The sequence below is a fragment of the Paenibacillus sp. GL_099_B genome, assembly GCF_057835695.1.
Map to the genome: position 1 here is coordinate 1,204,549 of NZ_CM174430.1, position 21,991 is coordinate 1,226,539.

At 48.2% G+C, this 21,991-nt stretch carries 20 protein-coding genes; 16 read left to right on the top strand and 4 right to left on the bottom strand.

Annotation, left to right across the window (positions count from 1 at the left end):
- Positions 1 to 357: 357 nt before the first annotated feature.
- Positions 358 to 1,200: a 1,4-dihydroxy-6-naphtoate synthase gene (locus AC3ITG_RS05485; protein WP_489253073.1), complete on the bottom strand. Its 843-nt coding sequence runs from the start codon at positions 1,198 to 1,200 to the stop codon at positions 358 to 360.
- Positions 1,197 to 2,069: a futalosine hydrolase gene (locus AC3ITG_RS05490; RefSeq protein ID WP_489253074.1), complete on the bottom strand. Its 873-nt coding sequence runs from the start codon at positions 2,067 to 2,069 to the stop codon at positions 1,197 to 1,199. Before AC3ITG_RS05490 ends, AC3ITG_RS05485 begins: the two co-directional genes overlap by 4 nt.
- Before the next feature lie 477 nt (positions 2,070 to 2,546).
- On the opposite strand from AC3ITG_RS05490, the gene AC3ITG_RS05495 reads away from it, so the two are divergent.
- The 10 genes from AC3ITG_RS05495 (at position 2,547) to AC3ITG_RS05540 (ending at position 13,314) form a co-directional block, all read left to right on the top strand.
- Complete coding sequence (locus AC3ITG_RS05495; RefSeq protein ID WP_053783970.1) at positions 2,547 to 2,936, top strand: GntR family transcriptional regulator; 390 nt, start codon at positions 2,547 to 2,549, stop codon at positions 2,934 to 2,936.
- On the top strand, positions 2,929 to 3,831 hold the full coding sequence (locus AC3ITG_RS05500) for an ABC transporter ATP-binding protein (RefSeq protein ID WP_064640337.1): 903 nt from the start codon (positions 2,929 to 2,931) through the stop codon (positions 3,829 to 3,831). Before AC3ITG_RS05495 ends, AC3ITG_RS05500 begins: the two co-directional genes overlap by 8 nt.
- Positions 3,806 to 5,833 (top strand): hypothetical protein, encoded by a 2,028-nt coding sequence (locus tag AC3ITG_RS05505; protein WP_489253075.1) that lies wholly within the window; start codon positions 3,806 to 3,808, stop codon positions 5,831 to 5,833. The genes AC3ITG_RS05500 and AC3ITG_RS05505 overlap by 26 nt, the downstream gene beginning before the upstream one ends.
- A gap of 463 nt (positions 5,834 to 6,296) precedes the next feature.
- On the top strand, positions 6,297 to 7,163 hold the full coding sequence (locus AC3ITG_RS05510; protein ID WP_489253076.1) for a hypothetical protein: 867 nt from the start codon (positions 6,297 to 6,299) through the stop codon (positions 7,161 to 7,163).
- A gap of 108 nt (positions 7,164 to 7,271) precedes the next feature.
- A complete protein-coding gene (gene nikR / locus AC3ITG_RS05515; RefSeq protein WP_489253077.1) occupies positions 7,272 to 7,793 on the top strand; it encodes a nickel-responsive transcriptional regulator NikR in 522 nt (173 codons plus the stop codon).
- A 309-nt stretch (positions 7,794 to 8,102) separates the two neighbouring features.
- Positions 8,103 to 9,746: an ABC transporter substrate-binding protein gene (locus AC3ITG_RS05520; protein ID WP_489253078.1), complete on the top strand. Its 1,644-nt coding sequence runs from the start codon at positions 8,103 to 8,105 to the stop codon at positions 9,744 to 9,746.
- Positions 9,747 to 9,787: 41 nt separating this feature from the next.
- Complete coding sequence (locus AC3ITG_RS05525) at positions 9,788 to 10,783, top strand: ABC transporter permease (RefSeq protein WP_063567694.1); 996 nt, start codon at positions 9,788 to 9,790, stop codon at positions 10,781 to 10,783.
- Positions 10,780 to 11,763, top strand: a complete 984-nt coding sequence (locus AC3ITG_RS05530) for an ABC transporter permease (RefSeq protein WP_257219453.1) — start codon at positions 10,780 to 10,782, stop codon at positions 11,761 to 11,763. The genes AC3ITG_RS05525 and AC3ITG_RS05530 overlap by 4 nt, the downstream gene beginning before the upstream one ends.
- Positions 11,764 to 11,765: 2 nt before the next feature.
- Positions 11,766 to 12,722 (top strand): oligopeptide/dipeptide ABC transporter ATP-binding protein, encoded by a 957-nt coding sequence (locus AC3ITG_RS05535; protein ID WP_489253079.1) that lies wholly within the window; start codon positions 11,766 to 11,768, stop codon positions 12,720 to 12,722.
- A complete protein-coding gene (locus tag AC3ITG_RS05540) occupies positions 12,712 to 13,314 on the top strand; it encodes an ABC transporter ATP-binding protein (protein ID WP_175383587.1) in 603 nt (200 codons plus the stop codon). The genes AC3ITG_RS05535 and AC3ITG_RS05540 overlap by 11 nt, the downstream gene beginning before the upstream one ends.
- A gap of 345 nt (positions 13,315 to 13,659) precedes the next feature.
- Here the strand turns inward: AC3ITG_RS05540 and AC3ITG_RS05545 are convergent, their stop codons facing one another.
- The gene (locus AC3ITG_RS05545; protein ID WP_489253080.1) at positions 13,660 to 14,856 is read right to left on the bottom strand and encodes a MalY/PatB family protein; all 1,197 of its coding nucleotides are present in this window, start codon (positions 14,854 to 14,856) and stop codon (positions 13,660 to 13,662) included.
- A 330-nt stretch (positions 14,857 to 15,186) separates the two neighbouring features.
- Between AC3ITG_RS05545 and AC3ITG_RS05550 the strand changes: the two genes are divergently transcribed.
- A complete protein-coding gene (locus AC3ITG_RS05550) occupies positions 15,187 to 15,882 on the top strand; it encodes a stalk domain-containing protein (protein WP_489253081.1) in 696 nt (231 codons plus the stop codon).
- 230 nt (positions 15,883 to 16,112) lie between these two features.
- On the opposite strand, the gene AC3ITG_RS05555 is transcribed toward AC3ITG_RS05550, so the two are convergent.
- Complete coding sequence (locus AC3ITG_RS05555; RefSeq protein WP_489253082.1) at positions 16,113 to 18,116, bottom strand: S9 family peptidase; 2,004 nt, start codon at positions 18,114 to 18,116, stop codon at positions 16,113 to 16,115.
- A gap of 342 nt (positions 18,117 to 18,458) precedes the next feature.
- Here AC3ITG_RS05555 and AC3ITG_RS05560 point away from each other — a divergent pair, with 342 nt between their 5' ends.
- From AC3ITG_RS05560 to AC3ITG_RS05580, 5 genes are all read left to right on the top strand, one after another.
- Positions 18,459 to 19,016 (top strand): STM3941 family protein, encoded by a 558-nt coding sequence (locus AC3ITG_RS05560; protein WP_489253083.1) that lies wholly within the window; start codon positions 18,459 to 18,461, stop codon positions 19,014 to 19,016.
- A 35-nt stretch (positions 19,017 to 19,051) separates the two neighbouring features.
- Positions 19,052 to 19,918: an aldo/keto reductase gene (locus AC3ITG_RS05565; RefSeq protein WP_489253084.1), complete on the top strand. Its 867-nt coding sequence runs from the start codon at positions 19,052 to 19,054 to the stop codon at positions 19,916 to 19,918.
- 189 nt (positions 19,919 to 20,107) lie between these two features.
- Entirely contained in the window at positions 20,108 to 20,518 is a 411-nt protein-coding gene (locus AC3ITG_RS05570; RefSeq protein WP_090893961.1) for a GntR family transcriptional regulator, read from the top strand.
- Entirely contained in the window at positions 20,511 to 21,209 is a 699-nt protein-coding gene (locus AC3ITG_RS05575; protein WP_489253085.1) for an ABC transporter ATP-binding protein, read from the top strand. Before AC3ITG_RS05570 ends, AC3ITG_RS05575 begins: the two co-directional genes overlap by 8 nt.
- A complete protein-coding gene (locus AC3ITG_RS05580; RefSeq protein ID WP_489253086.1) occupies positions 21,206 to 21,946 on the top strand; it encodes a hypothetical protein in 741 nt (246 codons plus the stop codon). The genes AC3ITG_RS05575 and AC3ITG_RS05580 overlap by 4 nt, the downstream gene beginning before the upstream one ends.
- Positions 21,947 to 21,991 lie beyond the last annotated feature (45 nt).

The window sequence follows — 21,991 nt, forward strand, 5'->3', positions numbered from 1 at the left end:
AAGGGCTGTCCTATTGTCATGAATATGACTTTATAGGACAGCCCTTTGTATTATCTAACGAACTAGAGTCACGCTAATGTGCGGATTTCCATAGATAATGGAATCTTACGAACCCTAGAAGCGTTATTTCGCCGTTCATTCTGTTTTTTCTGTCTTTTCGCTGAGATTTATCGGAAATAACGTAACTGAGATTCGTTAGCATCTCCATTCCGCTCGATTCTGCTCAATAAGGTGTTACTGATTCATTAGCGCCTTGGACACGAGGTATCATCACTGAGACTGTACCCAACAGAAAATAGAAAAACGAAATTGGGCACAGACCTCAGTGATGTATGTTTTGTATTGATGCCGTGCGAATTAGATCCGCAACAAATCCAGATCGAACTCGGGAACAAGACCTTCTTTCATCGCACGACCAAGCAACGCTGTAATTGCACCGTAACCGTCATCGCCCAGGTTAGCGCTGAACTCGTTAACGTACAGGCCGATATGCTGCGCAGTTACATCAGGGTCCATCTCTTGTGCATGTTCCATGACGTATGTTTTGGACTCATCCGGATGCGCCCATGCGTATTCCACCGAGGCACGTGCCCAACCTGCAAGAGCGTGAGAATCCAGGTTGCGACGGGCGATGATTGCACCCAGAGGGATTGGCAGACCAGTGTCGCTTTCCCACCAGTTACCGAGATCTGTCATAAGTTTGAGATCATAATTCTGGTACGTGAAGCGTGCTTCATGGATCACCAAGCCGGCATCGATCTTGCCGTCCCGGACAGCAGGCATAATCTGGTCGAATGGCATAACGACAATCTCGCCTACACCGCCGGGAACATTTTGTGCTGCCCAGAGACGGAATAACAGGTAGGCTGTTGAACGTTCGCTCGGCACGGCAACTCGGCGTCCCGAGAGATAGGCCGGATCGGTTGTGCCGTTAGCGGTCAGAACCAGTGGACCACATCCTCTGCCAAGTGCGCCGCCCGCAGGCAAGAGCGCATAATCATTCAGCACATAAGGCAGTGCTGCATAGGATATTTTCATGACTTCAGGTGTATCTGGTCCATCCGGATTTGCCGCAAGGCCGTTGGTAATATCGATATCCGCATAACGGACATCAAGCTCAGGTGCACCTGGAATCAGTCCATGCACCCAGGCGTGAAAGATAAATGTATCGTTAGGACAAGGGGAAAATGCAATTTTCATGATGTAAGTACCTCCCGTAAAATGGAACTTGCAGCCTGGAGCGCATCCAGAGCATCCTTGATGCGCCAGGCGTCGCGGTCGCGTGGACCGACCGCGTTGGATATAGCCCGCAGTTCGAGTGCTGGCACGCCGAACTGCTGGGCTGCAGTAGCTACGCCGAAGCCTTCCATGCCTTCGGCGGCGGCATCCGGCACGCGGCGCAGCAGCTCCGCGGCCGTCTCGGCAGTTCCGGTCGCCGTGGATACGGTGACCGCCGTGCCTCCGCTGACAGCGAGCCCTGCCCGCTGCAGCTCATAGCGCAGGCGTGCGGCAAGCACCGCGTCCGCCGCCACACGGGACGAGCCGAAACCGAGCTCGTCCACGCTGAGGAAGCCGTCTGGCGTCTGCGAGCCCAGATCGGCGGCAACCATGGCGTCGGCCACCACGAGGGAGCCGACGTCCGCCCGGCCGGGGAACCCGCCGCCGATGCCGGCACTGACCACCAGCGTGTACGCTGGGGTCAGTCCGGTTCCGGCCAGGGGCCCCGGCCTTGAGGATGCGGCAGATACCTGTGCCGCATAGGGTTCGCTTGGCGCAGCGGAGCCCTGTGCCGGCGTATTTGCGCCAGCCGCTGCTGAGGCAAAGGCCAGCGCGGCAGCGGTTCCTGCTGCGGCCGAGGCAGGGCCTACGCCCGCAGCAATCACATCAAAGTACGCAGCTTGGTCACCCAGACCGCGCAGTACAGCCTCTTTTTCCGCATCAACAGCGGTTACGATTAATACACGCTGTGTCGAAGCTGTGGATGTCGAGTTTGTTTCAAAGCTACTTGACAAGCTTGTAGTTTCTGGGCGATTACGTTCTATAGAATCATTCTGTTTCTGTTCATTCATCCCGAATTCTCCCTCATGAGTTTTTTATAAAGCCATCTATAAAATATGTACACATAGGCCAGACGGTGGGACAACTGTACAGACAACGAGCGAAGCGAGCGCGTGAACCAGTGAACGTGCACAACGTTCTTCTCCATCATAACGGAAGAGGAAAGATCAGAACAAGCTTTGAACGTATTTAGCCGGATAAGCGATTTAACGAACAGTAGCACACCGCCCGAATCAAACTAAACCCCGAAATTACGCCTTTTATATAACAGAGTGATCTATTTCCACCTGTCTATATGTCACTTTAATCATATATATAAACCTAACGCGAATCATACGAGAAGTCAAAGTAAATGGTTGACAATCTGTATTAACTGTACTAATAATAGTAGTACAGTTAATACACCTTAGTGTTGGATATATACACTTCAAAATACAGTCATCTTTCATCAATAGGGTATTACAACTTTTATAGAGAGGAGGTGCGGGATGTTCGAATTGGATGTACGCAGCCGTAAGGCGATCTATGAGCAACTAGTGGACAAAATCAAAGAAATGATCGTGTACGGTGTTCTCCAACCCGATGAGCAGCTGCCTTCCGTTCGCACACTGTCCGGGCAACTCACGGTTAATCCGAATACGATTCAGAAAGCGTACCGGGAACTTGAACGTGAAGGTTATATCTATTCATTGCAGGGAAAAGGGAGCTTCGTATCATCGTCCGTGGAACATCCGAATGCAGCCATGAGAGATGAAATCAGAGCCGCTCTGGTGAAGCTGATTGCGGAAGCTTCATATTCCGGTTTGAGCAAAGCCGATATGACGCTTTTATTTGAGGAAGCGATGGCCCGTATAGAGAAGGGGGAGCCGCATGATTGAGCTGAATCAGGTCATTAAGGCATTTGAACAGGAAAAAGCCGTTGATGGCGTCACGATGCAAGTACATAAGGGATCGATCTACGGTTTGCTCGGTTCCAACGGGGCGGGCAAAACGTCGCTGCTCAAAATACTGGCAGGCATCTATCGTCAGGATAGCGGGACGGTTCGCATTGAGGGACAAGAAATATATGAAAATATGGACCTCAAGGGACGCACCATTTTTATGGCAGATGCGCCATACTTTTTCCCGCAATCGTCCATCCATCAGATGGCTGCCTTCTATCGTTCGGTATATCCGCGCTGGAATGAGGAACGCTTTGTACAGCTCGGCAGTGTATTTAAACTGGACGTGAAACGTAAACTGCATCGCATGTCCAAAGGCATGCGCCGTCAGGCAGCCGTCTGGCTTGGGCTCAGCTGTATGCCTGAAGTGCTGCTCATGGATGAGCCGATCGATGGACTTGATCCGGTCATGCGGCAGCAGATCAAGAATCTGCTGTTCCAGGAAGCAGCGGAGCGTCAGGTGACGATTCTGATCTCTTCTCACAATTTGCGCGAGATTGAAGACCTGTGCGACCATGTTGCCATCATGCACAAAGGCCGGATTATCGTAGAGAAAGATTTGGATGATCTGAAGGCCGATACACATAAAATTCAGGTCGCTTTCCGCCATCCTGATCATGCCAAGGCTATGGACGAACAGGTGAATATTTTGCATGAAGAGCAGCGTGGAAGTGTATCCCTGTTTATTGTGAAAGGCAATCGCGAGGCTGTGACGGAACGGTTCCGTGCATTTGATCCCTATCTGCTGGATGTGCTGCCGCTGACGCTGGAAGAAATATTTATCTATGAAATGGAGGATGCAGGATATGATATTCAACCGATTGTTCTGTAACCGGGGCATCCTGTTCCAAAATTTCAGGCAGCATGGATGGATCGGCATCTTGTACCTGATCACGTTATTGTTTTCGCTACCGCTCCATATCGGTACAGAGTATCGGGATTTACCACAGAAGATTACGAGTTTGTTTCAGGCGAATGGAGAAGTGCAAATTCTGTTTGCCATTACGTTCCCGGTAGCTGCGGGCATTTTTCTGTTCCGGTATGTGCAATCCGGTGCACCTTCAGATCTGTTCCACAGTTTGCCGCTGCGCCGAAAGCATCTGTTAACCGTTAATTTGTTGACAGGATTTATTATGATCCTGCTTCCAATCTGGATAACGACTGCCATCACAGGCTGGGTATGGGCAGCACTGGATCAGTCCGCATTTATATTCGGAGGTAGTTCAATCTGGATGTGGGGCCTCAGTATGAGCATCTACTCGTTGTTTATGTTCATGCTGACCGTGGTTGTTGGTATGTGTATTGGACAGTCCGTGTTGCAGGGACTCACCGTGTACGCGCTTCTATTGTTGCCTGTTGTTGTATGGTTCATTTTTTCCTTGCATCTTCAGCATTACCTGCTTGGATATCCGTACGATGAAGTTGGGCGAAATGCAGAAAAAATATCTCTAGTTCTTCGCATGGCTTCGATTAGTGGAGCTCCTGTGATCGGTTGGGAACTCATTATTTATTCAATATTGACACTGTTATTCATCCCGTTGTCTTACGTATTCTATGCGAAGAGACAGGTGGAATCTGCTACCCAAGCGGTGACGTTTACGCTGGTTAAACCCATATTCCGATTTGGTTTAATGTTTACGCTGGTTTTAATTGGCGGTGCCTACTTTACCATAATTGCTCCAAGAGGATCATCGGGGTGGGGAATCTTCGGATATATCCTCGGTGGAATTGTCGGTTATATTGGTGCCGAGATGATTATCCGCAAGACGTGGTTGATCTGGAGCAGCAAACTGCTGCCCAAGTTTGCTTTATATGGTATCGTGGCTGGATTGATTCTGTACGTCCCTGTTGCCAATTGGAATGGATATGTTATCCGAGTACCTGAACTGAACAAGGTCAACAGTATCAAGCTTGGTGGAGAGAGATACACTTATACTAACGGTGTCTCATCGAAAATGGATGACGATCCTTTCTATTCAAGTGATTCTGAATATATGAAAGCCGTTATTGCTCTTCATCAGAAGATCGTGGATTCTGATCTGTCTTTGCTGGATGATCCCATCAATCCTGGTATGCGTAATGACGAGTATGTGTTTATTAATTACAAGCTGGATAACGGCAAGGTGATGAAACGCAAATATTACATTCCCGAACCTGAATTTCGTCAGGAATTGATGGCGCTGAAGCAGTCTCAGGCTTACAAAAAATTTGCATTTGATACGTATAAGCTGGATGAGGACGCGCTAAGTATTGGCATTCGCTCAACGGTTAGTTCATACCGAAAAGTATATATTAGCAATCCGAATCAAGTTCGTGAATTCAAGGAATTGCTGAAACAGGACATTATGGACCAGACTTACGAGGAACAACGTTCTCCGTGGCAGTCTTTTGCATACGCTGAAATGAATCAGGATTCCTCATCGAATGAACCTTCTCAACCCAAGGAGATGTGGAACTTTGAGATCAAACCAAGCTATGACAGGGTACTGCACTGGCTCAAAGAGAACAAATTATACGAGCAACTGGAATTTCCAGTAGATGAGGTGGCTTCCGCACAATTTGTAAAGCAGGAGATTAACAGTCCCGGAAATCCTCAGATGGTGTACCCTCAGTCAGAATATGTGGACGGGAATTTAAGTGGCAACAAACAGATCGCTACCAAAAATAAAAAAATTATCAGCGAATTGCTTCAACGTCAAAGGTCCGGTTATCAAACAGAGAGAGATACGCTCTATCAGATCAAATTGAATGTCACCCGCGGGGAGAACATCTATATGATACTGAAGGAAGAGGACCTGACGGAAGAGATGAAAGCCATCCTGGTCGGACAGTAAGGTTATCTTTATGCGGGAAGGGTTCTCCCGTTATAACATGTTGCTTGCCGATCGGACTTGACCAGAATACAAGTATGGAATATATTAGAAAAAGGTAGTGGTTCGATTCGAAATGATGACCATTTCGGCGAATCCCATATGGAACGGCTTATGAGGGAAGCACCCGTAAGAGCAGGCAATACGCCTGACTTGCGGGTGCTTTTTTTTGTTTTTTGCCAGTTTGTATATCAGGGATCGTAATTGAATCACCGCACAGATACTCCAGCAGGTTCTAACTATCAATTCATATTGAAGGGAGCAGAAGAGAATGCAAACTGGAATTTTGGAGGACAAGGAAAATCATCAGGTGGGTCATTGTTCATGTTCAGTGCAAGCCAGGCAAAGCCGCTTAAATGAGGGGAATGAAGACAAGCAACAGATCATGAACCAATCCCGTATGAGGAGCATGAGAGATCGTAGTTTCATGAGTAACCGATACGGGCCACGCCCTAACCTTTGCGCTAACGTATGGACGCGTATGAGCCTGGGACTCATCATCATCTTCAGTATCAGTGTGATGTATTATTCCTCCGCTGCTGAAGCGGCGGGCCCTGAGCTTGGCGTAACAGCCCAGAAGGCGTGGGAAACCGTGCTGAGCAAGGCCGATTCGCTGAACAAGTTGGCCCTGCAACGAGCGTACGAGAACGTTGGGAACTGGACGGCGCAGGAACGGACTTGGGAACAAAAGACAAAGACCATTCATGCCGCCAATACCAAGGAGCTGGAACAATTACGTGTAAGTATAAGGCAAATCGATGATGCAAAGATCGCGGGTCTAACCGAAAAGGTAAAGCAAACCGAGGCCCGGTATGAGTCTTTGTTTGCCTTGTACAGTTCAGTGAATAGGCAGCTCGACGCCGCCAAAGCGATCAAAAACAAAGAATGGAGTGCGGCTATTCGCACCCAAGCGGACACGTTGAAACCAGTTGTTCAGCTTGCCCGAGAAGACATTCGTTTCAAGAAAAAAGAGCTTGCTGAAGCCCGCAAACGGAAGAGTACAGAAGTAAAAAGGTTACGTACTTTACTGGCTGGAGCCGATCAGGTGAAGAGGCAGATTCAAACGGGCAAAAAACAGGCGAGCCTGTCGAGAGAGCGATATTCAAACGCGTTACAGCAGTTCAAACAGAGTGCAAAACTAGGCCAGTCATCACGTGTATTAAGCTCGTTGAACTCCTTGGCTACAGCGGCAGAGAAATGGGCAGGCTCCAAACAACATATCTATACACTGGAACAGAAGGTAAGTGCTACCTACGCCAAAGTCAGACAGGAACTGACCAAGAGAGTTAAATAAAAGCGAGCTACATTATCCTTTTTGCTACTACTGAGAAACAACAGTATAGTCGATGAGAAGACAGGACTGTGGTACACTCGAAGCAAACGAGGCGGCAGGAGGATATGAATGGCAGACAAAGAAGATTTGACCCGGTTCGGTGTGGCATTTCCCACGCCTCTGATCGAACAGTTTGACAGCTATATCGAAGAGCAGGGATATAAGAACCGTTCGGAAGCTTTCCGTGATTTGGTCCGTAAAACATTGCTGGAGCCCTCTGCATTGCATTCCGAGCAGGATGTAGCCGGAACCATTGTGATGGTGTATGACCACCATATCAGTGATCTCCCTATTCGGTTAATGGAGCTGCAGCACGAGGCACACCATGACATCATCTCCAATATGCATGTGCACCTGAACCATGATCAGTGTTTGGAGGTCATTGCGGTGCGGGGCAACTTAGGACGATTGCGTCATCTGCATCAGCAGATCCAGGTCCAAAAAGGAGTACTGTATGCTGAGCTGTCCGTAACGTATGTGGATGAGCTCAACAAAATGGCAAGCCACCACAGTCCGCACAATCATGACCACAGCCAAAATCAACAAAGTCATTACCATCCTCACCATTCTCCTGATTCTTCAACGGATTAACTTTCAAAATTTCAATAACCGATTCATTGGCATTAGTCGACTTTGTCCATAGCACGTATTTAGAACAACAGATTATTGGTCCATTACCGATAATCTGTTGTTCTTTTTGTTTTGTTATAATACCTAACTTGAAATGCTGTATCATCTACGGAACCCCCTGTTAATCTCTTTTGAATTCCCTGTAAATGAAAATAAATGGATTTCGAAGTTAAGTTTGTTGACACAATAAATATATTTTGTGCTACAATTTTCAAAAAAAGTAACACAGAATTGGATTGAATCGTAAAAGTTAGAGGGGGAACAACGTAAATGCTTGGATTTTCATGGGGGAAACGATCAGTTAGAGCGGGAGTAGGCATTTTACTGATATGCACAGTTGGGTTGTCAGGATGTACACAGGGGACATCCTCAACAGAGAGCGTCCATCAGGCGGCGACTTCTCTTCCCAAAGACGAATTGGTGCTGGCTGTTGGCACGGAACCGGAAGGTGGATTTGATCCCACTACAGGTTGGGGACAGTACGGCTCGCCGCTCTTTCAGAGCACTTTGCTGAAAAGGGATGCCAAGCTCCAACTGGTCAATGATCTGGCGACAGAGCATTCCGTCAGTGAAGATGGACTGACTTGGACCGTCAGACTTCGGGATGATGTAAAGTTCTCTGATGGTGAGCCACTGACGGCTGAAGATGTCAGATTTACGTTTGAAACGGCTGCCAAGAGCGGTTCGGTCATTGATCTTACCAATATGGCTGATGTGGAAGCACCGGATACAACAACTGTCGTCTTTACATTGAAGTCGCCGCAGTCCACGTTTATCAGTCTTCTGACTACACTCGGTGTTGTGCCTGAGCACGCCTATGGTCCTGATTATGCCGAGCATCCGGTTGGGTCTGGTCCATACAAGCTGGTGCAGTGGGATAAGGGTCAGCAGGCGATCGTCGAGGCTAACGAACAATATTACGGGAAAAAGTCCACATTCCATAAACTGACGTTCCTCTATCTGGATGAGGATGCAGCCTTTGCAGCGGCGCAAGCCGGAACAGTCGATATTGCGGCTATCCCGGCGGCATTCAGCAAGCAGCAGGTAAGCGGCATGAAGCTGGAATCAGTGAAAACAGTCGATAACCGGGGCATCATGTTCCCGATGCAACCCGCAGGAGCTAAGTCTGGTGACGGCCTGCCGGCAGGCAATGATGTTACTTCCGATATCTCCATTCGAAAAGCGGTAAATGTCGCGATTGATCGCACTGCATTGGTGGAGGGGGTACTGGAGGGGCAAGGTCGTCCAGCCTACTCGGTCAGCGACGACCTGCCGTGGAGCAATCCGGATTCTGTTTTTGCAGATGGGAATCCCGATGAAGCGAAGCAGATTCTGGCTGATGGCGGCTGGGTGGATACAGATGGTGATGGAATTGTAGAAAAGAACGGCATAAAGGCCGAGTTCAATCTGATTTATTTTGCAGGGGATCTAACGAGACAATCTTTAGCGCTGGCTGCTGCGGATATGGTGGCCCAGGCAGGGATTAAGGTCAATGTAGAGGGAAAGAGCAGGGAAGAGACGAAAAAGCTAGCCTATACTAATGCCGTATTATTTGGGTGGGGAAGTCATGATCCGCTTGAGACATACAACCTCTACAGTAGTACCCATAAAGGGAAAGGTTACTACAACACTGGATTGTACAGTAACCCAACTGTGGACAACTGGATGCAACAAGCTCTCCAAGCGACAACGGAAGAAGAAGCACTGCCCTTCTGGCAGAAAGCGGAGTGGGATGGATCGACAGGATTTAGTTACCAAGGCGATGCGCCATGGGCATGGCTGGTGAACATTGATCATCTGTATTTGGTGAAGAATGGTTTAAATATCGGTGAACAGCAGATCCATCCACATGGTCATGGGTGGCCTGTGACATCCAACCTGGAAGAATGGTCCTGGGAGGAAGAATTGAAATAGAAACGCTGCGGTAGCTTTATCCTGAATTGGGGAGAGATTGGATGGAGGACAGGATGGGATGGGCCAGATTTGTCGGATTTAAAATGCTGCGGCTGTTATCTTTGCTGGCAGGAGTCAGCGTGGTGTCTTTTATATTAATGCAGTTCTCTCCAGTGGACCCGGTGGAGGCTTACATTGGTGGAGATATGATCAGGGTGAGCGCAGAACAACGCAGTCTTATTGAAGAACGTTGGGGACTCAATGATTCACCCGTAGAACGGCTGTTTTCTTGGGGGCAGGCACTAGTTCAGGGGGATCTGGGAACATCGATGATCTATAGACAGCCGGTTGCGGACATCATCCAGGAACGATTCATGAATTCTGTCGCTCTTATGGCGGTGGCATGGGTGTTATCCGGTCTGATTGGATTCGGTCTGGGTGTCGCTGCTGCTATGAGGCGGGATTCGCGGCTGGATCGTCTGATCTGTTGGTACTGTTACACACTGGCTTCCACACCGGTATTCTGGATTGCGCTGTTACTGCTCATGGTATTCGGTGTATGGCTTGGCTGGCTGCCAATCGGACTTGGTGTACCTGCGGGCATGGTAGCAGATCAAGTGACATGGGGAGATCGGGCCATGCACATGATTCTTCCTGCGCTGACGTTGAGTCTGACGGGCGTAGCCGCTATTGCCTTACATACCCGGCAGAAGCTCGTGGATGTGCTGGACTCCGATTATATTCTTTTTGCGAGGGCACGAGGTGAGAGAGGTGTTCAACTGTTTCGTCGTCATGGGTTCAGACATGTGGTACTGCCAGCTTTGACGCTGCAATTTGCTTCATTTAGTGAATTGTTCGGTGGAGCTGTGCTTGCGGAGCAAGTGTTTTCCTATCCCGGATTGGGGCAAGCAACAGTCCAGGCTGGATTACGCGGTGATGTGCCGCTGCTGCTGGGACTTGTGCTGTGCAGTGCGATATTTGTGTTTACAGGCAATATGCTGGCCGATATTCTGTACCGTATCATTGATCCGCGCATGAAGGAGGAGGCTATAGGATGAAACAGACATTAGAACGTCCCTCCCGGCCTGCGGCTCAGACTGCACAGCATCTGAAAGTTAACTCTCCCAAAAGTGAGGCGGGGAACAAGAGAAATTGGAGGCCAGTACATCCACGTATTCATGGTGGGAAAGGTTATTCAGGTGGCGGTATTCCTCGTTTTCGTAATCCGCGCAAATGGGCGATAATCTGGGGTGGCCTAGGTGTGATCTGGATTGCCACCGTGTGGCTGACAGGCAGACTGCTTCCCGCAGAATCGACGCTGACCTCATTAATGGATAGGAATCTGGCTCCAGCCTGGGCACATCCTTTCGGTACGGATTGGCTAGGACGAGATATGTTCTTGCGCACATTGAAAGGATTGGCAACGAGCATTCAGGTGGGATTACTGGCGGCTTGTGGTGGCGGACTTATCGCACTTTTGCTGGGTCTTGCTGCTGCTTCAGGGAAAGCTGTGGACCGGGTCATTTCATGGATCATAGACCTCTTTCTGAGTGTTCCCCACTTGGTGTCGCTGGTAATGCTAGCATTTGTGTTCGGTGGAGGGTTGCCTGGGGTGACGTTAGCCATTGCCCTGACTCATTGGCCGAATCTGGCCCGGATTGTAAGGGCAGAGATGATTCAGCTGAGATCAGCAGAGTATATTCACATCTCACGCAGATTGGGTCATTCGCGAATTCGTATTGCGGTGCAACACATGCTGCCTCATCTGATCCCGCAGCTATTCGTGGGAGTGCTGCTGATCTTCCCTCATGCCATTCTGCATGAGGCAGCGATTACGTTTCTGGGGCTGGGGCTGTCACCGCAGCAGCCAGCGATCGGTATTATTTTATCAGAGTCGATGAGATATTTGTCCGCAGGGATGTGGTGGTTGGCCTTTTTCCCAGGTCTCGCATTGTTGTTGGTTGTTCGTGCGTTTGATGTGTTGGGCGGTAGTCTGAAGACATTAACGGGAACCGGCAGTTCAAGGGAGGTGGTGTAGACATGGCGCTTCTTGAAGTGGAGGAAGTATCGGTTTCGTTCCGGCGTGCTCGGGGATGGTTTGGGCACGAGGAGACCCAAGTTATTCAGGATCTGAATCTGTCTGTCAATGAAGGGGAGATTGTCGCTGTCGTAGGGGCAAGTGGATCAGGCAAAAGTGTGTTGGCGCAGGCAATCATGGGCATTCTTCCTGCCAATGCGACGATAGAAGGCCGGATTAGCTATGCAGGCGAACCCTTGACCATGGACCGGAAGCTTCATCTGCGTGGAGATAAAATGGTGTACATTCCCCAATCGGTCAGTTATTTGGATCCGTTGTTGAAGGTGGGCAGGCAGGTTCAACCTGTAAGCCAAAAGACAGGGCGTAAGCACCGATCGACGCTCCGATCCACGATGCAAAAGGCAGAGCAGGAACTGACGGGACGTTATGGATTGCCTCAGGGCACGTCGGGCAAATATCCGTTTGAGCTGTCAGGTGGTATGGCTCGGCGGGTGTTGATGGCAACGGCCACCTCCGGTGATCCGAAACTCATTATTGCAGATGAGCCCACACCTGGCATTCATCCCGAAGTGCTGGCTGAAACGATGAAGCAATTTCGACAACTGGCCAATGAAGGCGTCGGCATCCTTTGGATTACCCATGATATTACGACTGCTTTGACGGCAGCAGACCGCATATCCGTATTTTACGCAGGCTCCAATGTGGAGACGGCGCAGGTTTGTGATTTTACGGGAAAGGGCGAAAGATTAAGACATCCATACACGAAGGCGCTCTGGAATGCATTGCCGCAAAATGATTTTCAACATCTGTCTGGTACCCAGCCTGCAGCAGGTCGGCAGCAGGTAGAAGGATGCTCATTTGCACCACGCTGCATTGGAGCGACGATGGCTTGCACGAACGAACGTCCTGAGCTGCGCAAAGTTCGTGGTGGGGAAGTGAGGTGCGTTCATGCCACTTGAAGCTAGAAAGACAGGGTATCGTTATGGTAAAGACGCTTGGGTACTTCAGGATATAAATATGAAAATACAGCAGGGGGAGGTCGTTGGCTTGTGGGGGCCCAGTGGGTGTGGAAAAACAAGTCTTGGGCGTATCCTTGCAGGGTATGTGGAACCGTTGGCAGGTCAAGTGCTGCTGGATGGGAAACCGCTGCCCAAAACTGGAGCCTGTCCGGTCCAACTTGTATTCCAGCATCCGGAGAAAGCGGTGAATCCACGCTGGCGAATGCGCCGTGTCTTGAAGGAAGCCATGATCGAGGATCAGGAGCTGCTCAATGACTTGGGTATCCAGACGAATTGGCTGGATCGAAGGCCCGGTGAGTTGTCAGGCGGAGAATTGCAACGATTCTGCGTTGCACGTGCACTCGGCACAGCAACTCGTTACGTGATCGCTGATGAGATGACCACCATGCTGGATGCGATCACACAGGCGCAGATCTGGCATACCGTGATGAATATCGCGCGTCAGCGTAACCTGGGACTGTTGATCATCAGCCATGATCGGGAGTTACTGGACAGGTTATGCGATCGGATTGTGCAGATGCCAACTTCATAACTTACGGGGTATAAACCGTTTTCCAATATAAAAGGGGTGTCCGAGTAGTCCATCATGAACATTAATCATGGATATGACTACTGGGACAGCCCCTTTTTGCAATTTTAAAGAAACCAATGCTTTAACGAAACTAGCGCACGCTATTAGACGGAATTCTACACTTTCGGTGTTGGAACGAATCATAGACACCTTATATGCCCGTATTGCCTGTTTTTTCACAGACTTTGGCTATGCAAACGATAATAAAGTGGCTGAAGTTCTTTAGCCTTCCCATTTCACGCTAAACTTCCGAATAAGGTGTAACCGGTTCGTTAGCATCTTCAATTTGCTTTAACGTAATTCAACTTACTTGGTCGACAGTCTGCCAATCAGCACAGACAATCTGCGCATGGCTTCTTCTACCGTGGAACGTGGGCAGGCCACATTCATGCGCATGAATCCTGTGCCTTCTGCTCCGAAGATACTTCCATCATTGAAGGCGAGTCCAGCTTCCTTGAGCAGCATCGTACACAGCTGCGCATGCGGAATACTCAACTTTCGGAAATCCATCCACAGCAGGTAAGTCGCTTCTGGAAGCTGAATTCCGATTTGCGGCATATGCTCCGCGACATACTGCTGCACGTATTCCATATTTCCGCGGATATAGGCAAGACAGTCATCCAGCCATTCTTCAGCGCCGTTGTATGCCGCTTCTGCTGCCACTGCTCCCAGCGTGCTGATGTTGGCGAGTCCCATCGTTTTAACACCTTGCATGAATGATTCCCGCAGCTTGGCATTTGGAATGATGATATTGGAGGTGCAGAGACCTGGAATGTTGAACGTTTTGCTTGGTGCTGTACAGATGATGCTGAGATCAGCGACAGCTTCAGAAATAAGGGCCAGCGGTGTATGCGCACCGCGTTGGTGGACCAGATCAGCATGAATCTCATCTGAGACGATGAGCACATTATATTGCACGCAGAGTGCAGCAAGGCTTTGAAGTTCTTCACGAGTCCATACCCGTCCAACCGGATTATGAGGACTGCACAGAATTAGCATTTTGACCCTACCCGTCTTCAGGCAGGATTCCAGATGCTCCAGATCCATGGAGTAATGTCCATCGTTCTCCACCAACGGATTGGTCATCAGTTCTCTGCCTTGACCACGCACCACATCATAGAAGGGAGCATACACCGGAGTCTGAATTACTACTGCATCTCCCGGTTCGGTGAACCGTTGAACAGCAATGCTGAGTGCAGGCACAATACCTGGGGTGAATACAACCCATTCATCATTAATACTCCAGTTGTGACGTCGCTCCATCCATCCCGATAGCGCTGCATGATACGCATCTGTTCGCACTGTATAGCCAAAAATCCCATGTTCCATTCGAGTCTTCAACGCCTGAATGACCGATGGTGGAGCGGCGAAATCCATATCAGCAACCCACATGGGGAGTGCATCCGCAACACCAAAGATCTCCTCAAGTGCATCCCATTTCTCTGATCCCGTGGAGAGCCGATTAATCGGCTCGTCAAATGTATGATTATTGTTCTTACTCATTGCTTAAATCCCCCTTGAAATCCGTTCCTTCGACTACAATCGACAGATTATTATCTAATAAATTTGGTGATTTCGCAACTTGTAACCGCCAGATGGATTCCATCTTATATAGAGCTGCATCAAGGAATATATTCATGTAATAACAATGATTCGAGCGTGCGTAAAACAAAATAATGAAACGACTAATTTTGTGCGCCGCTGGTCCTGTTTTCCTCTTAAATCATGTACAAGCTCTCACCAGATGGTATTATGATTCCAACCTTTGGTTTAACAACGAAGCAGCAACCGTACATATATTTTCGGTAATAAAACAATCAGGAGGTATTTCGGATGAAAAATAAAAAGTGGATTTTAACCGCTGGTGTCTTCGGCATGGTACTAACGGGATCAGCGGGGGTATATGCAGGAACACAATTGGAAACCATCAAGGCTTATTTAAACCATGGGTTAGGTATTGAAGTGAATGGACAGAAGTTCACACCGACAGGTGACAAGGGCAAGAATCTCGCCTCCATTACGTATCAAGGCAGTACTTATCTGCCGGTTCGTTCCATTGCAGAAGCGTTGAACACGGAAATCACGTATGATTCGAAAACCAATAAAGTAAGCATTGGTTCCACAAGCTCCTCCAGTGGGTCCAGTTCCACAAGCAACAGTGGTTCGACTTCAACAGCATCAACAGATAAAAACAATCAGGCTGAAATTGTGAAGGCCAAGTATTTACCAGCTGATTTACCTTTACCAACGGATGCCAAGATAATTAGCCTGATAGAGTCTAGTGTAGACGGCGGCAAGAACAAAATCATCTTTACATATACAACAAAAGAAACGCTGCTGACGATAGGAACATCTTACAAAGATTATTACCAGAACAAAGACCTGGCTCAATACGCGCAAGACGTAAAGGCGGATGGATTCAGCATTGTTGGCCGTGAAGAAGGCAAATTCGCCGTATCCATCACAGGTTCCACTTCCACAAGTAACAAGGATGTTAACGAAGTGACCATTGTGTGGGGAGAAGAGTAAGGGAGCATTAACAAGTACTCGTAGCCATGCTTTGATAAAAATAAACATGGGATAGTAACGTAGAACGCAATAACTGTCCCATTTCCAAACGTCCAAACAGTAAAAACCACCAGAGAAGGTCATGAGTATGACCGCTTTTACTGGTGGTTTTTGTTGATCCTGGATGCTTCTCGCCTTGGCAGAGGCGGGGGGCAAGAAGAATTTTCATATATTGTGATCTTATGATGGCGTCACAGATGCTCATTGAACCATCCAGCAATATGCTCCAGACGACGTACCCTTAAGTGCGGGTGACCTCCGCGGGACAACTCGTGATTGGCTCCCGGGAAACGAATGAACCGAGTGGTCTGTTTGCGTCGCTTCAAGGCAACATACAGTTGTTCAGCCTGTTCAATTGGACAACGCAAATCCTGCTCACCATGCAAAATCAGCAGCGGCGTGTTGACATTACCCACATATGCAAGCGGGGAGTGTTTCCATAACTTCTCGGTGTCATCCCATGCATTACCGCCAATCTGGTCTTCCGTGAAAAAGAATCCAATATCACTGACTCCGTAGAACGAGAGCCAGTTAGAGATGGAACGCTGAGTGACGGCTGCCTTGAAACGGTCAGTATGTCCAACGATCCAGTTGGTCATGAAGCCACCATAGCTGCCGCCAGTGACGCCAAGACGGGACTCGTCGATAAACGGATATCGGGACAACGCATAATCCATGGCTTCCATCAGATCACGATAATCCCCGCCGCCATAGTCACCCCGGCAGGCATTCACGAATTGCTGCCCGTATCCGAGCCCACCTCGTGGATTGATATATACAACAGCGTAGCCCTGTGCTGCGAGAATCTGGAACTCATGCATAAACGTAAAGCCATACATCATATGTGGGCCGCCATGAATTTCAAGGATGGTTGGGACTTTGACTCCTTCCACCATGCCAGCCGGTTTCAGCATCCAGCCTTGCAGTCGCAGGCCATCAGAGGAATCGAACCAGAAGGTCTCGGGTGTGCTAAGTTGAATCTCTTCATCTAGTTGAGGATTGCTATGGGTCAGTTGTATAGGCGGCTCGGCTCCTGCATCTTCAGGTTGAGTATACAGAAAGAGATCGCCAGGACTAAGTACATCAGCTACGGCTGCCACGATCTGTCCATTTTCCAACTCAGCAAACTGATAGAACTCTTTCTCGTCCGCCAAGATGTATTCGGCATGACTGCCGTCCCGTGCAAATCGGGCAATCCGGACGCTACCTTCAATAGTAGCAAGACAGAGAATGGATGAACCATCACGACTGAATACCGGCCCCGTATTAGTCAGGTGTGAGCGCATATCACCAACGAGGCTGTGATTGATCTGTACATCCCAATCCTTGCTCAGACATACGGGTTTGCCGCCTGAGATCCGAAGGGTGTAGAGCTTGACCAACGTAGCATTTCCATAGGAGCGGTCGCTGGCAAGCAGTGCAAGGGATTGTCCGTCAGGTGCGTACGTCAGCCGGCCGAAAGTGTATCCTTCTGGGGTCAACTGCTGTACGTCAGATCCGTCGGCCTTAGCATGATACACATGGTTCGTCAGGGTGTAATCGTTATGCTCCTCGCCCTCTTCCGGAAACTGAGCGATCCAGGCAATGGACTCTCCATCCGGCGACCACGCATAATCCCCAACGTCATAATGGCCTGTAGTTACAGGGATCACCTCTCCGCCTTCGGTTGGAACACGGAAGAGATGGGTTCGTCTACCGTTCCACAGTCCACCGCTGTCAGATTTCATTCGAATTCGATCCACGACAAGTTCTTGCAGCAGTTTTTTATCTATGTCTTCAGTTTCATTTTCGTCTTTTTCCCTCATATCCACAGATGATTTAACAAGTAAAGTGAGCCCATCCGGTGACCAGAGCAGGGAGCTGACGCCATGCTTCAAATGGCTGACTTGCTGTGCTTCTCCACCATCTGAGGCGATCAGCCACACTTGTGTTTTGCCTTCATGTTCTCGTAAAAAAGCAAGCTGTGAACCATCCGGCGACCAAGCAGGAGCGTGATCCTTATCTCCGGATGTGAAAGCTCTGTCCTTCTGGTTCTCCAGGTTAAGGAGTCTCAGGTGAGAAGAATAACCGTCTCGTGCTTCGTTTGTTTCCCGACTTACATATACCAGTTGTCCGCCCTGAGGAGACGGAGTTGGATCATTAACCCATGTAATCTGAAAAAGATCTTCCGATGTTATGCCGCGCAGACTATTCATTGTTTGTCCTCCCACCACGATCAGATTGTTTTAATTTCCTAACCTTTCCATTTATATTAACGGAAAGCATGAGGCAGGACAACACGATTCTGAACGAACGTACTCCTATTTCTTAACAATATCGCCTGTGCCCGAAAGGAATTATTGGAAGCATGACGAATCCTAATGTTGAATAGTCATGAAATGGACGAAAAGCTGTCTGAAAATGATGTTTAATGTCAGTTGAATCTGTTTAATGAACAATGCTATTTGAGTATATTTGGAAATTCAGCTCATTTAATGAGCTGTACCCCGTTTATATAGATCATTCTTGTCTCAGTACCATGAAGGAGGAGCATCACTTTGTCCACATCCTATGATCAACAGCACGTGGAATACCCGAGCCAGAAACGAATGGCATGGCTTACAGTGGGGGCGGCACTTTTTGTAGCAGCCGGATTTTTTTTGATGTTTGATGATTCTTCAGCCAAGAGATCTGCCATTTCTTCCGTTATAGGCTTGTTCTCCATTTTATTTTTTGGGCTTTGTCTCTGCTACAGTCTGGTGAAGATGATTAAAAAGGAACCTTCCTTTGTTGTCGATGAGCATGGGTTTGTGGATTCATCTTCTTACACATCAGGAGGGCTAATTGCCTGGAAAGATGTTGAGAATATTTTTATGTATGAATTCATGGGACAGAAGATGATTGGGGTTAAATTGTGGGACGAGAAAGCTTTTCTGGAGCGTCAGAATGGGATGAAGCGCAAATTAATGACGGTAAACAGCAGCATGGTCGATGCTACGGTAAGCATTGCCCAGAACAGCCTCACATTACCACTGGACCAGTTGTATATCATGATGGTGGAGCGTTGGAAGCGATCAAATGAAGGAAGTAGCTTTGATCTGTTTAATAATGAATAGATAATGAGGAATATTGTCAGATTGGAGGAGTACAGATGCAACAAGGAAATCAGACGCGTACAATCCAGCTACCCGATGGGACAACACTGCCTGCAATCGGACAGGGAACATGGTACATGGGTGAGAAACAATCCAGTCGGAGAGAAGAAGTTCAGGCACTGCGTCATGGTATTGAACGTGGAATGACAGTAATAGATACGGCCGAGATGTATGCAGAAGGCGGGGCTGAAGAGGTCACTGGTGAGGCGATAAAAGACTGTCGCGATGATGTATTCCTGGTATCCAAGGTGTATCCTCATCATGCGGATCGGAAGCAGATGATTACCGCTTGTGAGCGCAGCCTTTCGCGTCTGGGTACAGATCGCATGGATCTGTACCTGCTGCACTGGCGTGGAGGTGTGCCGTTGGAAGAGACGGTTGAAGCTCTGGAACAGTTGAAACAATCCGGCAAAATTCTGCGCTGGGGTGTTTCGAATCTGGATACAGAGGACATGCAGGAGCTATGGAACATTCCAGCTGGCAAGCATTGTGCGGTGAATCAGGTGCTGTATCATGCAGCTTCTCGTGGTATTGAATACAAGCTTCTTCCCTGGTTGAGGGAACGCCGTATTCCTGTGATGGCATATTGTCCGCTGGCCCAAGGTGGCAGGCTTCGTAAAGAATTGTTGGAGCATTCAGTCATCCGTGAGATTGCCAAGGATCGAGGAGTCAGTCCTTCGCAACTTGCGTTATCCTGGGTTATCAGGGATGGAGACATACTGGCGATCCCGAAAGCTGTACAGCTGAATCATGTTGCAGAAAATGCTGCGGCGATGGACGTAATTTTGACCCAAAATGAAATTGTTCGGTTGAATGAGGCATTCCCTGCACCTAAGGGCAAAGTGCCTTTGGATATCGTATAGAAACTTCTTGTCAGTCCGATTACATCATACAATGACCGTAGTTGGAAGAATCAAGAGTAATAAGAGCAGATCTGAGGATCTGTTCTTTTTTTTGCATTTGGAGCCGTTTTAAATAAATGGGCTTTACAACAACAAATCACTAGTGTACTATGTAACTAACACACAGATACAGAGAGGAGCGAGGACATTGTGAGCATCGAATTTGACAACAACTTGCCAATCTACCTGCAGATTATGCAGTACATCAAAAGACAGATTGTGACCGGAACACTTAAGGCAGGCGATAAAATTCCTTCGGTTCGTGAGCTCGCGGCCGAATTACAGATCAATCCCAATACAGTACAGCGAACATTTCAGGAGTTGGAGCGGGAAGAAGTAGTTGAAACCAAGCGAGGTCTGGGCCGATACGTGACAAGTGAGGAGTCGAAAATTATGACGATCAAAAAAGAGATGGCTGGTGAATTGCTGGAGCGTTTTCTGACAGGAATGCAGGAGCTGGGCATCGAAGAACAGGATATCGTAAATATCGTCGCTGATGCCGTTGCAGAAGGAAAGCAATCACTGCATCGCGATGGAAGAGGAGGAACAGTGAATGAGTAATATTCTTGAGCTGAACCATGTGAGCAAAACGTATGGCGGCAAGAAAGCACTTCATGACATCACGCTTGATATTGCACCAGGCCGAATTGTAGGACTGTTGGGCAGTAACGGCAGCGGTAAAAGTACTCTGATGAAGCTGGTTGCAGGGCTTCTGCACCCCAGCAGTGGAGATGTTCGTGTCACGGGAAAAGCGGTTGGATTGGAAACGAAGTCGTTGGTATCCTTCATGCCGGACCGCCCATTAACCGAGAGTTGGATGAAGGTACGGGACGCGATCGCGTATTACCGCGATTTCTACGCTGATTTTGATCAAGAGAAAGCGAGAGAGATGCTTGATTTCATGAAGCTTGGAGAGGGAGAAAAGGTAAGACATTTGTCGAAAGGCATGAATGAACGACTGCAACTAACAATGGCTCTATCCCGTAAGGCTCGTCTTTATCTGCTCGATGAACCGATTGGCGGGGTAGATCCGGTTGCTCGGGGCAAAATTCTGGATGCGATTGTGAAGTTCTATGACGAAGACAGCAGTCTGATTATCTCTACGCATCTTGTAACGGATATTGAACGGATCTTTGACGAAGTCATCTTCATTCGTGAAGGTGAGCTGGTGATGCGGGAAGAAGTGGAGACACTGCGTCTCAAGTACGGTAAAAGTGTGGATGAGATGTTCAAGGAGGTCTATGCGGAATGATGACATTGCTGAAATATGACTTTAGAAGGAATTGGGATACATTATTGGCTTGGCTAGCCGTATTAATTATCGTTCAAATTGGGCTAGCAATGTTCGTGTCAGATATAACAGGAAGTGTTATAGGTTTTATTGCATATGTCGGAGTAGGCGTATCCATTTATGTGAAAATGATCAAAACGTATTGGTCCAACATCCGTTCGTATAATCGCCGTCTTGTGCCGGTAACGGGATTGTCTCAGTTCTTGTCTCCGATCATATTCGGAACGCTCTGTGGGCTGGGTTTATTGGTTGTTGCCACCATTCACTACTTTATTAACAGTGTAACGCACCCGGGTATTAACTTTGCCAGCTACATGAACGATTCGGGTATTCATGTTTCGGAGATTCTTAATTTCTTGCTGTTTCTTTGGTGGGTGGCTATGTTCAGTATCATAATCATCTTCCTCTCCATTTCTATTGGAGGCAGCTTCCGCTTTAAAACAGGACCATGGATTAGTATCGTCGCATTTTTTGTGCTAATCAATCTCATTAGCTGGCTGGAGAATATCATCTTCTCGGGTCGCTTTAACCCGAACGAATTATTTCAGTTCACTGAAGAAAGCACAGGGCTCTCCGTTACGTCCAATCGGATTATATGGTCAGATGGAACATGGGCCAGTATTATTTTTGAAATCATCGTGGCTGTGATTTTGGTTGGCGTTGCCGTGTATCTGAATAATAAAAAAGTTGAAGTTTAAGTTAAGATTCTGTCAGCTGCAATTTAGTTGGCAGATTTTTTTATT

Excerpts from the sequence above, each read along its gene's own strand:
- AC3ITG_RS05485 (WP_489253073.1), bottom strand. The coding sequence starts at position 1,200 with ATGAAAATTGCATTTTCCCCTTGTCCTAACGATACATTTATCTTTCAC.
- AC3ITG_RS05490 (WP_489253074.1), bottom strand. The coding sequence starts at position 2,069 with ATGAATGAACAGAAACAGAATGATTCTATAGAACGTAATCGCCCAGAA.
- AC3ITG_RS05495 (WP_053783970.1), top strand. The coding sequence starts at position 2,547 with ATGTTCGAATTGGATGTACGCAGCCGTAAGGCGATCTATGAGCAACTA.
- AC3ITG_RS05500 (WP_064640337.1), top strand. The coding sequence starts at position 2,929 with ATGATTGAGCTGAATCAGGTCATTAAGGCATTTGAACAGGAAAAAGCC.
- AC3ITG_RS05505 (WP_489253075.1), top strand. The coding sequence starts at position 3,806 with ATGATATTCAACCGATTGTTCTGTAACCGGGGCATCCTGTTCCAAAAT.
- AC3ITG_RS05510 (WP_489253076.1), top strand. The coding sequence starts at position 6,297 with ATGAGTAACCGATACGGGCCACGCCCTAACCTTTGCGCTAACGTATGG.
- nikR (WP_489253077.1), top strand. The coding sequence starts at position 7,272 with ATGGCAGACAAAGAAGATTTGACCCGGTTCGGTGTGGCATTTCCCACG.
- AC3ITG_RS05520 (WP_489253078.1), top strand. The coding sequence starts at position 8,103 with ATGCTTGGATTTTCATGGGGGAAACGATCAGTTAGAGCGGGAGTAGGC.
- AC3ITG_RS05525 (WP_063567694.1), top strand. The coding sequence starts at position 9,788 with ATGGAGGACAGGATGGGATGGGCCAGATTTGTCGGATTTAAAATGCTG.
- AC3ITG_RS05530 (WP_257219453.1), top strand. The coding sequence starts at position 10,780 with ATGAAACAGACATTAGAACGTCCCTCCCGGCCTGCGGCTCAGACTGCA.
- AC3ITG_RS05535 (WP_489253079.1), top strand. The coding sequence starts at position 11,766 with ATGGCGCTTCTTGAAGTGGAGGAAGTATCGGTTTCGTTCCGGCGTGCT.
- AC3ITG_RS05540 (WP_175383587.1), top strand. The coding sequence starts at position 12,712 with ATGCCACTTGAAGCTAGAAAGACAGGGTATCGTTATGGTAAAGACGCT.
- AC3ITG_RS05545 (WP_489253080.1), bottom strand. The coding sequence starts at position 14,856 with ATGAGTAAGAACAATAATCATACATTTGACGAGCCGATTAATCGGCTC.
- AC3ITG_RS05550 (WP_489253081.1), top strand. The coding sequence starts at position 15,187 with ATGAAAAATAAAAAGTGGATTTTAACCGCTGGTGTCTTCGGCATGGTA.
- AC3ITG_RS05555 (WP_489253082.1), bottom strand. The coding sequence starts at position 18,116 with ATGAATAGTCTGCGCGGCATAACATCGGAAGATCTTTTTCAGATTACA.
- AC3ITG_RS05565 (WP_489253084.1), top strand. The coding sequence starts at position 19,052 with ATGCAACAAGGAAATCAGACGCGTACAATCCAGCTACCCGATGGGACA.
- AC3ITG_RS05575 (WP_489253085.1), top strand. The coding sequence starts at position 20,511 with ATGAGTAATATTCTTGAGCTGAACCATGTGAGCAAAACGTATGGCGGC.
- AC3ITG_RS05580 (WP_489253086.1), top strand. The coding sequence starts at position 21,206 with ATGATGACATTGCTGAAATATGACTTTAGAAGGAATTGGGATACATTA.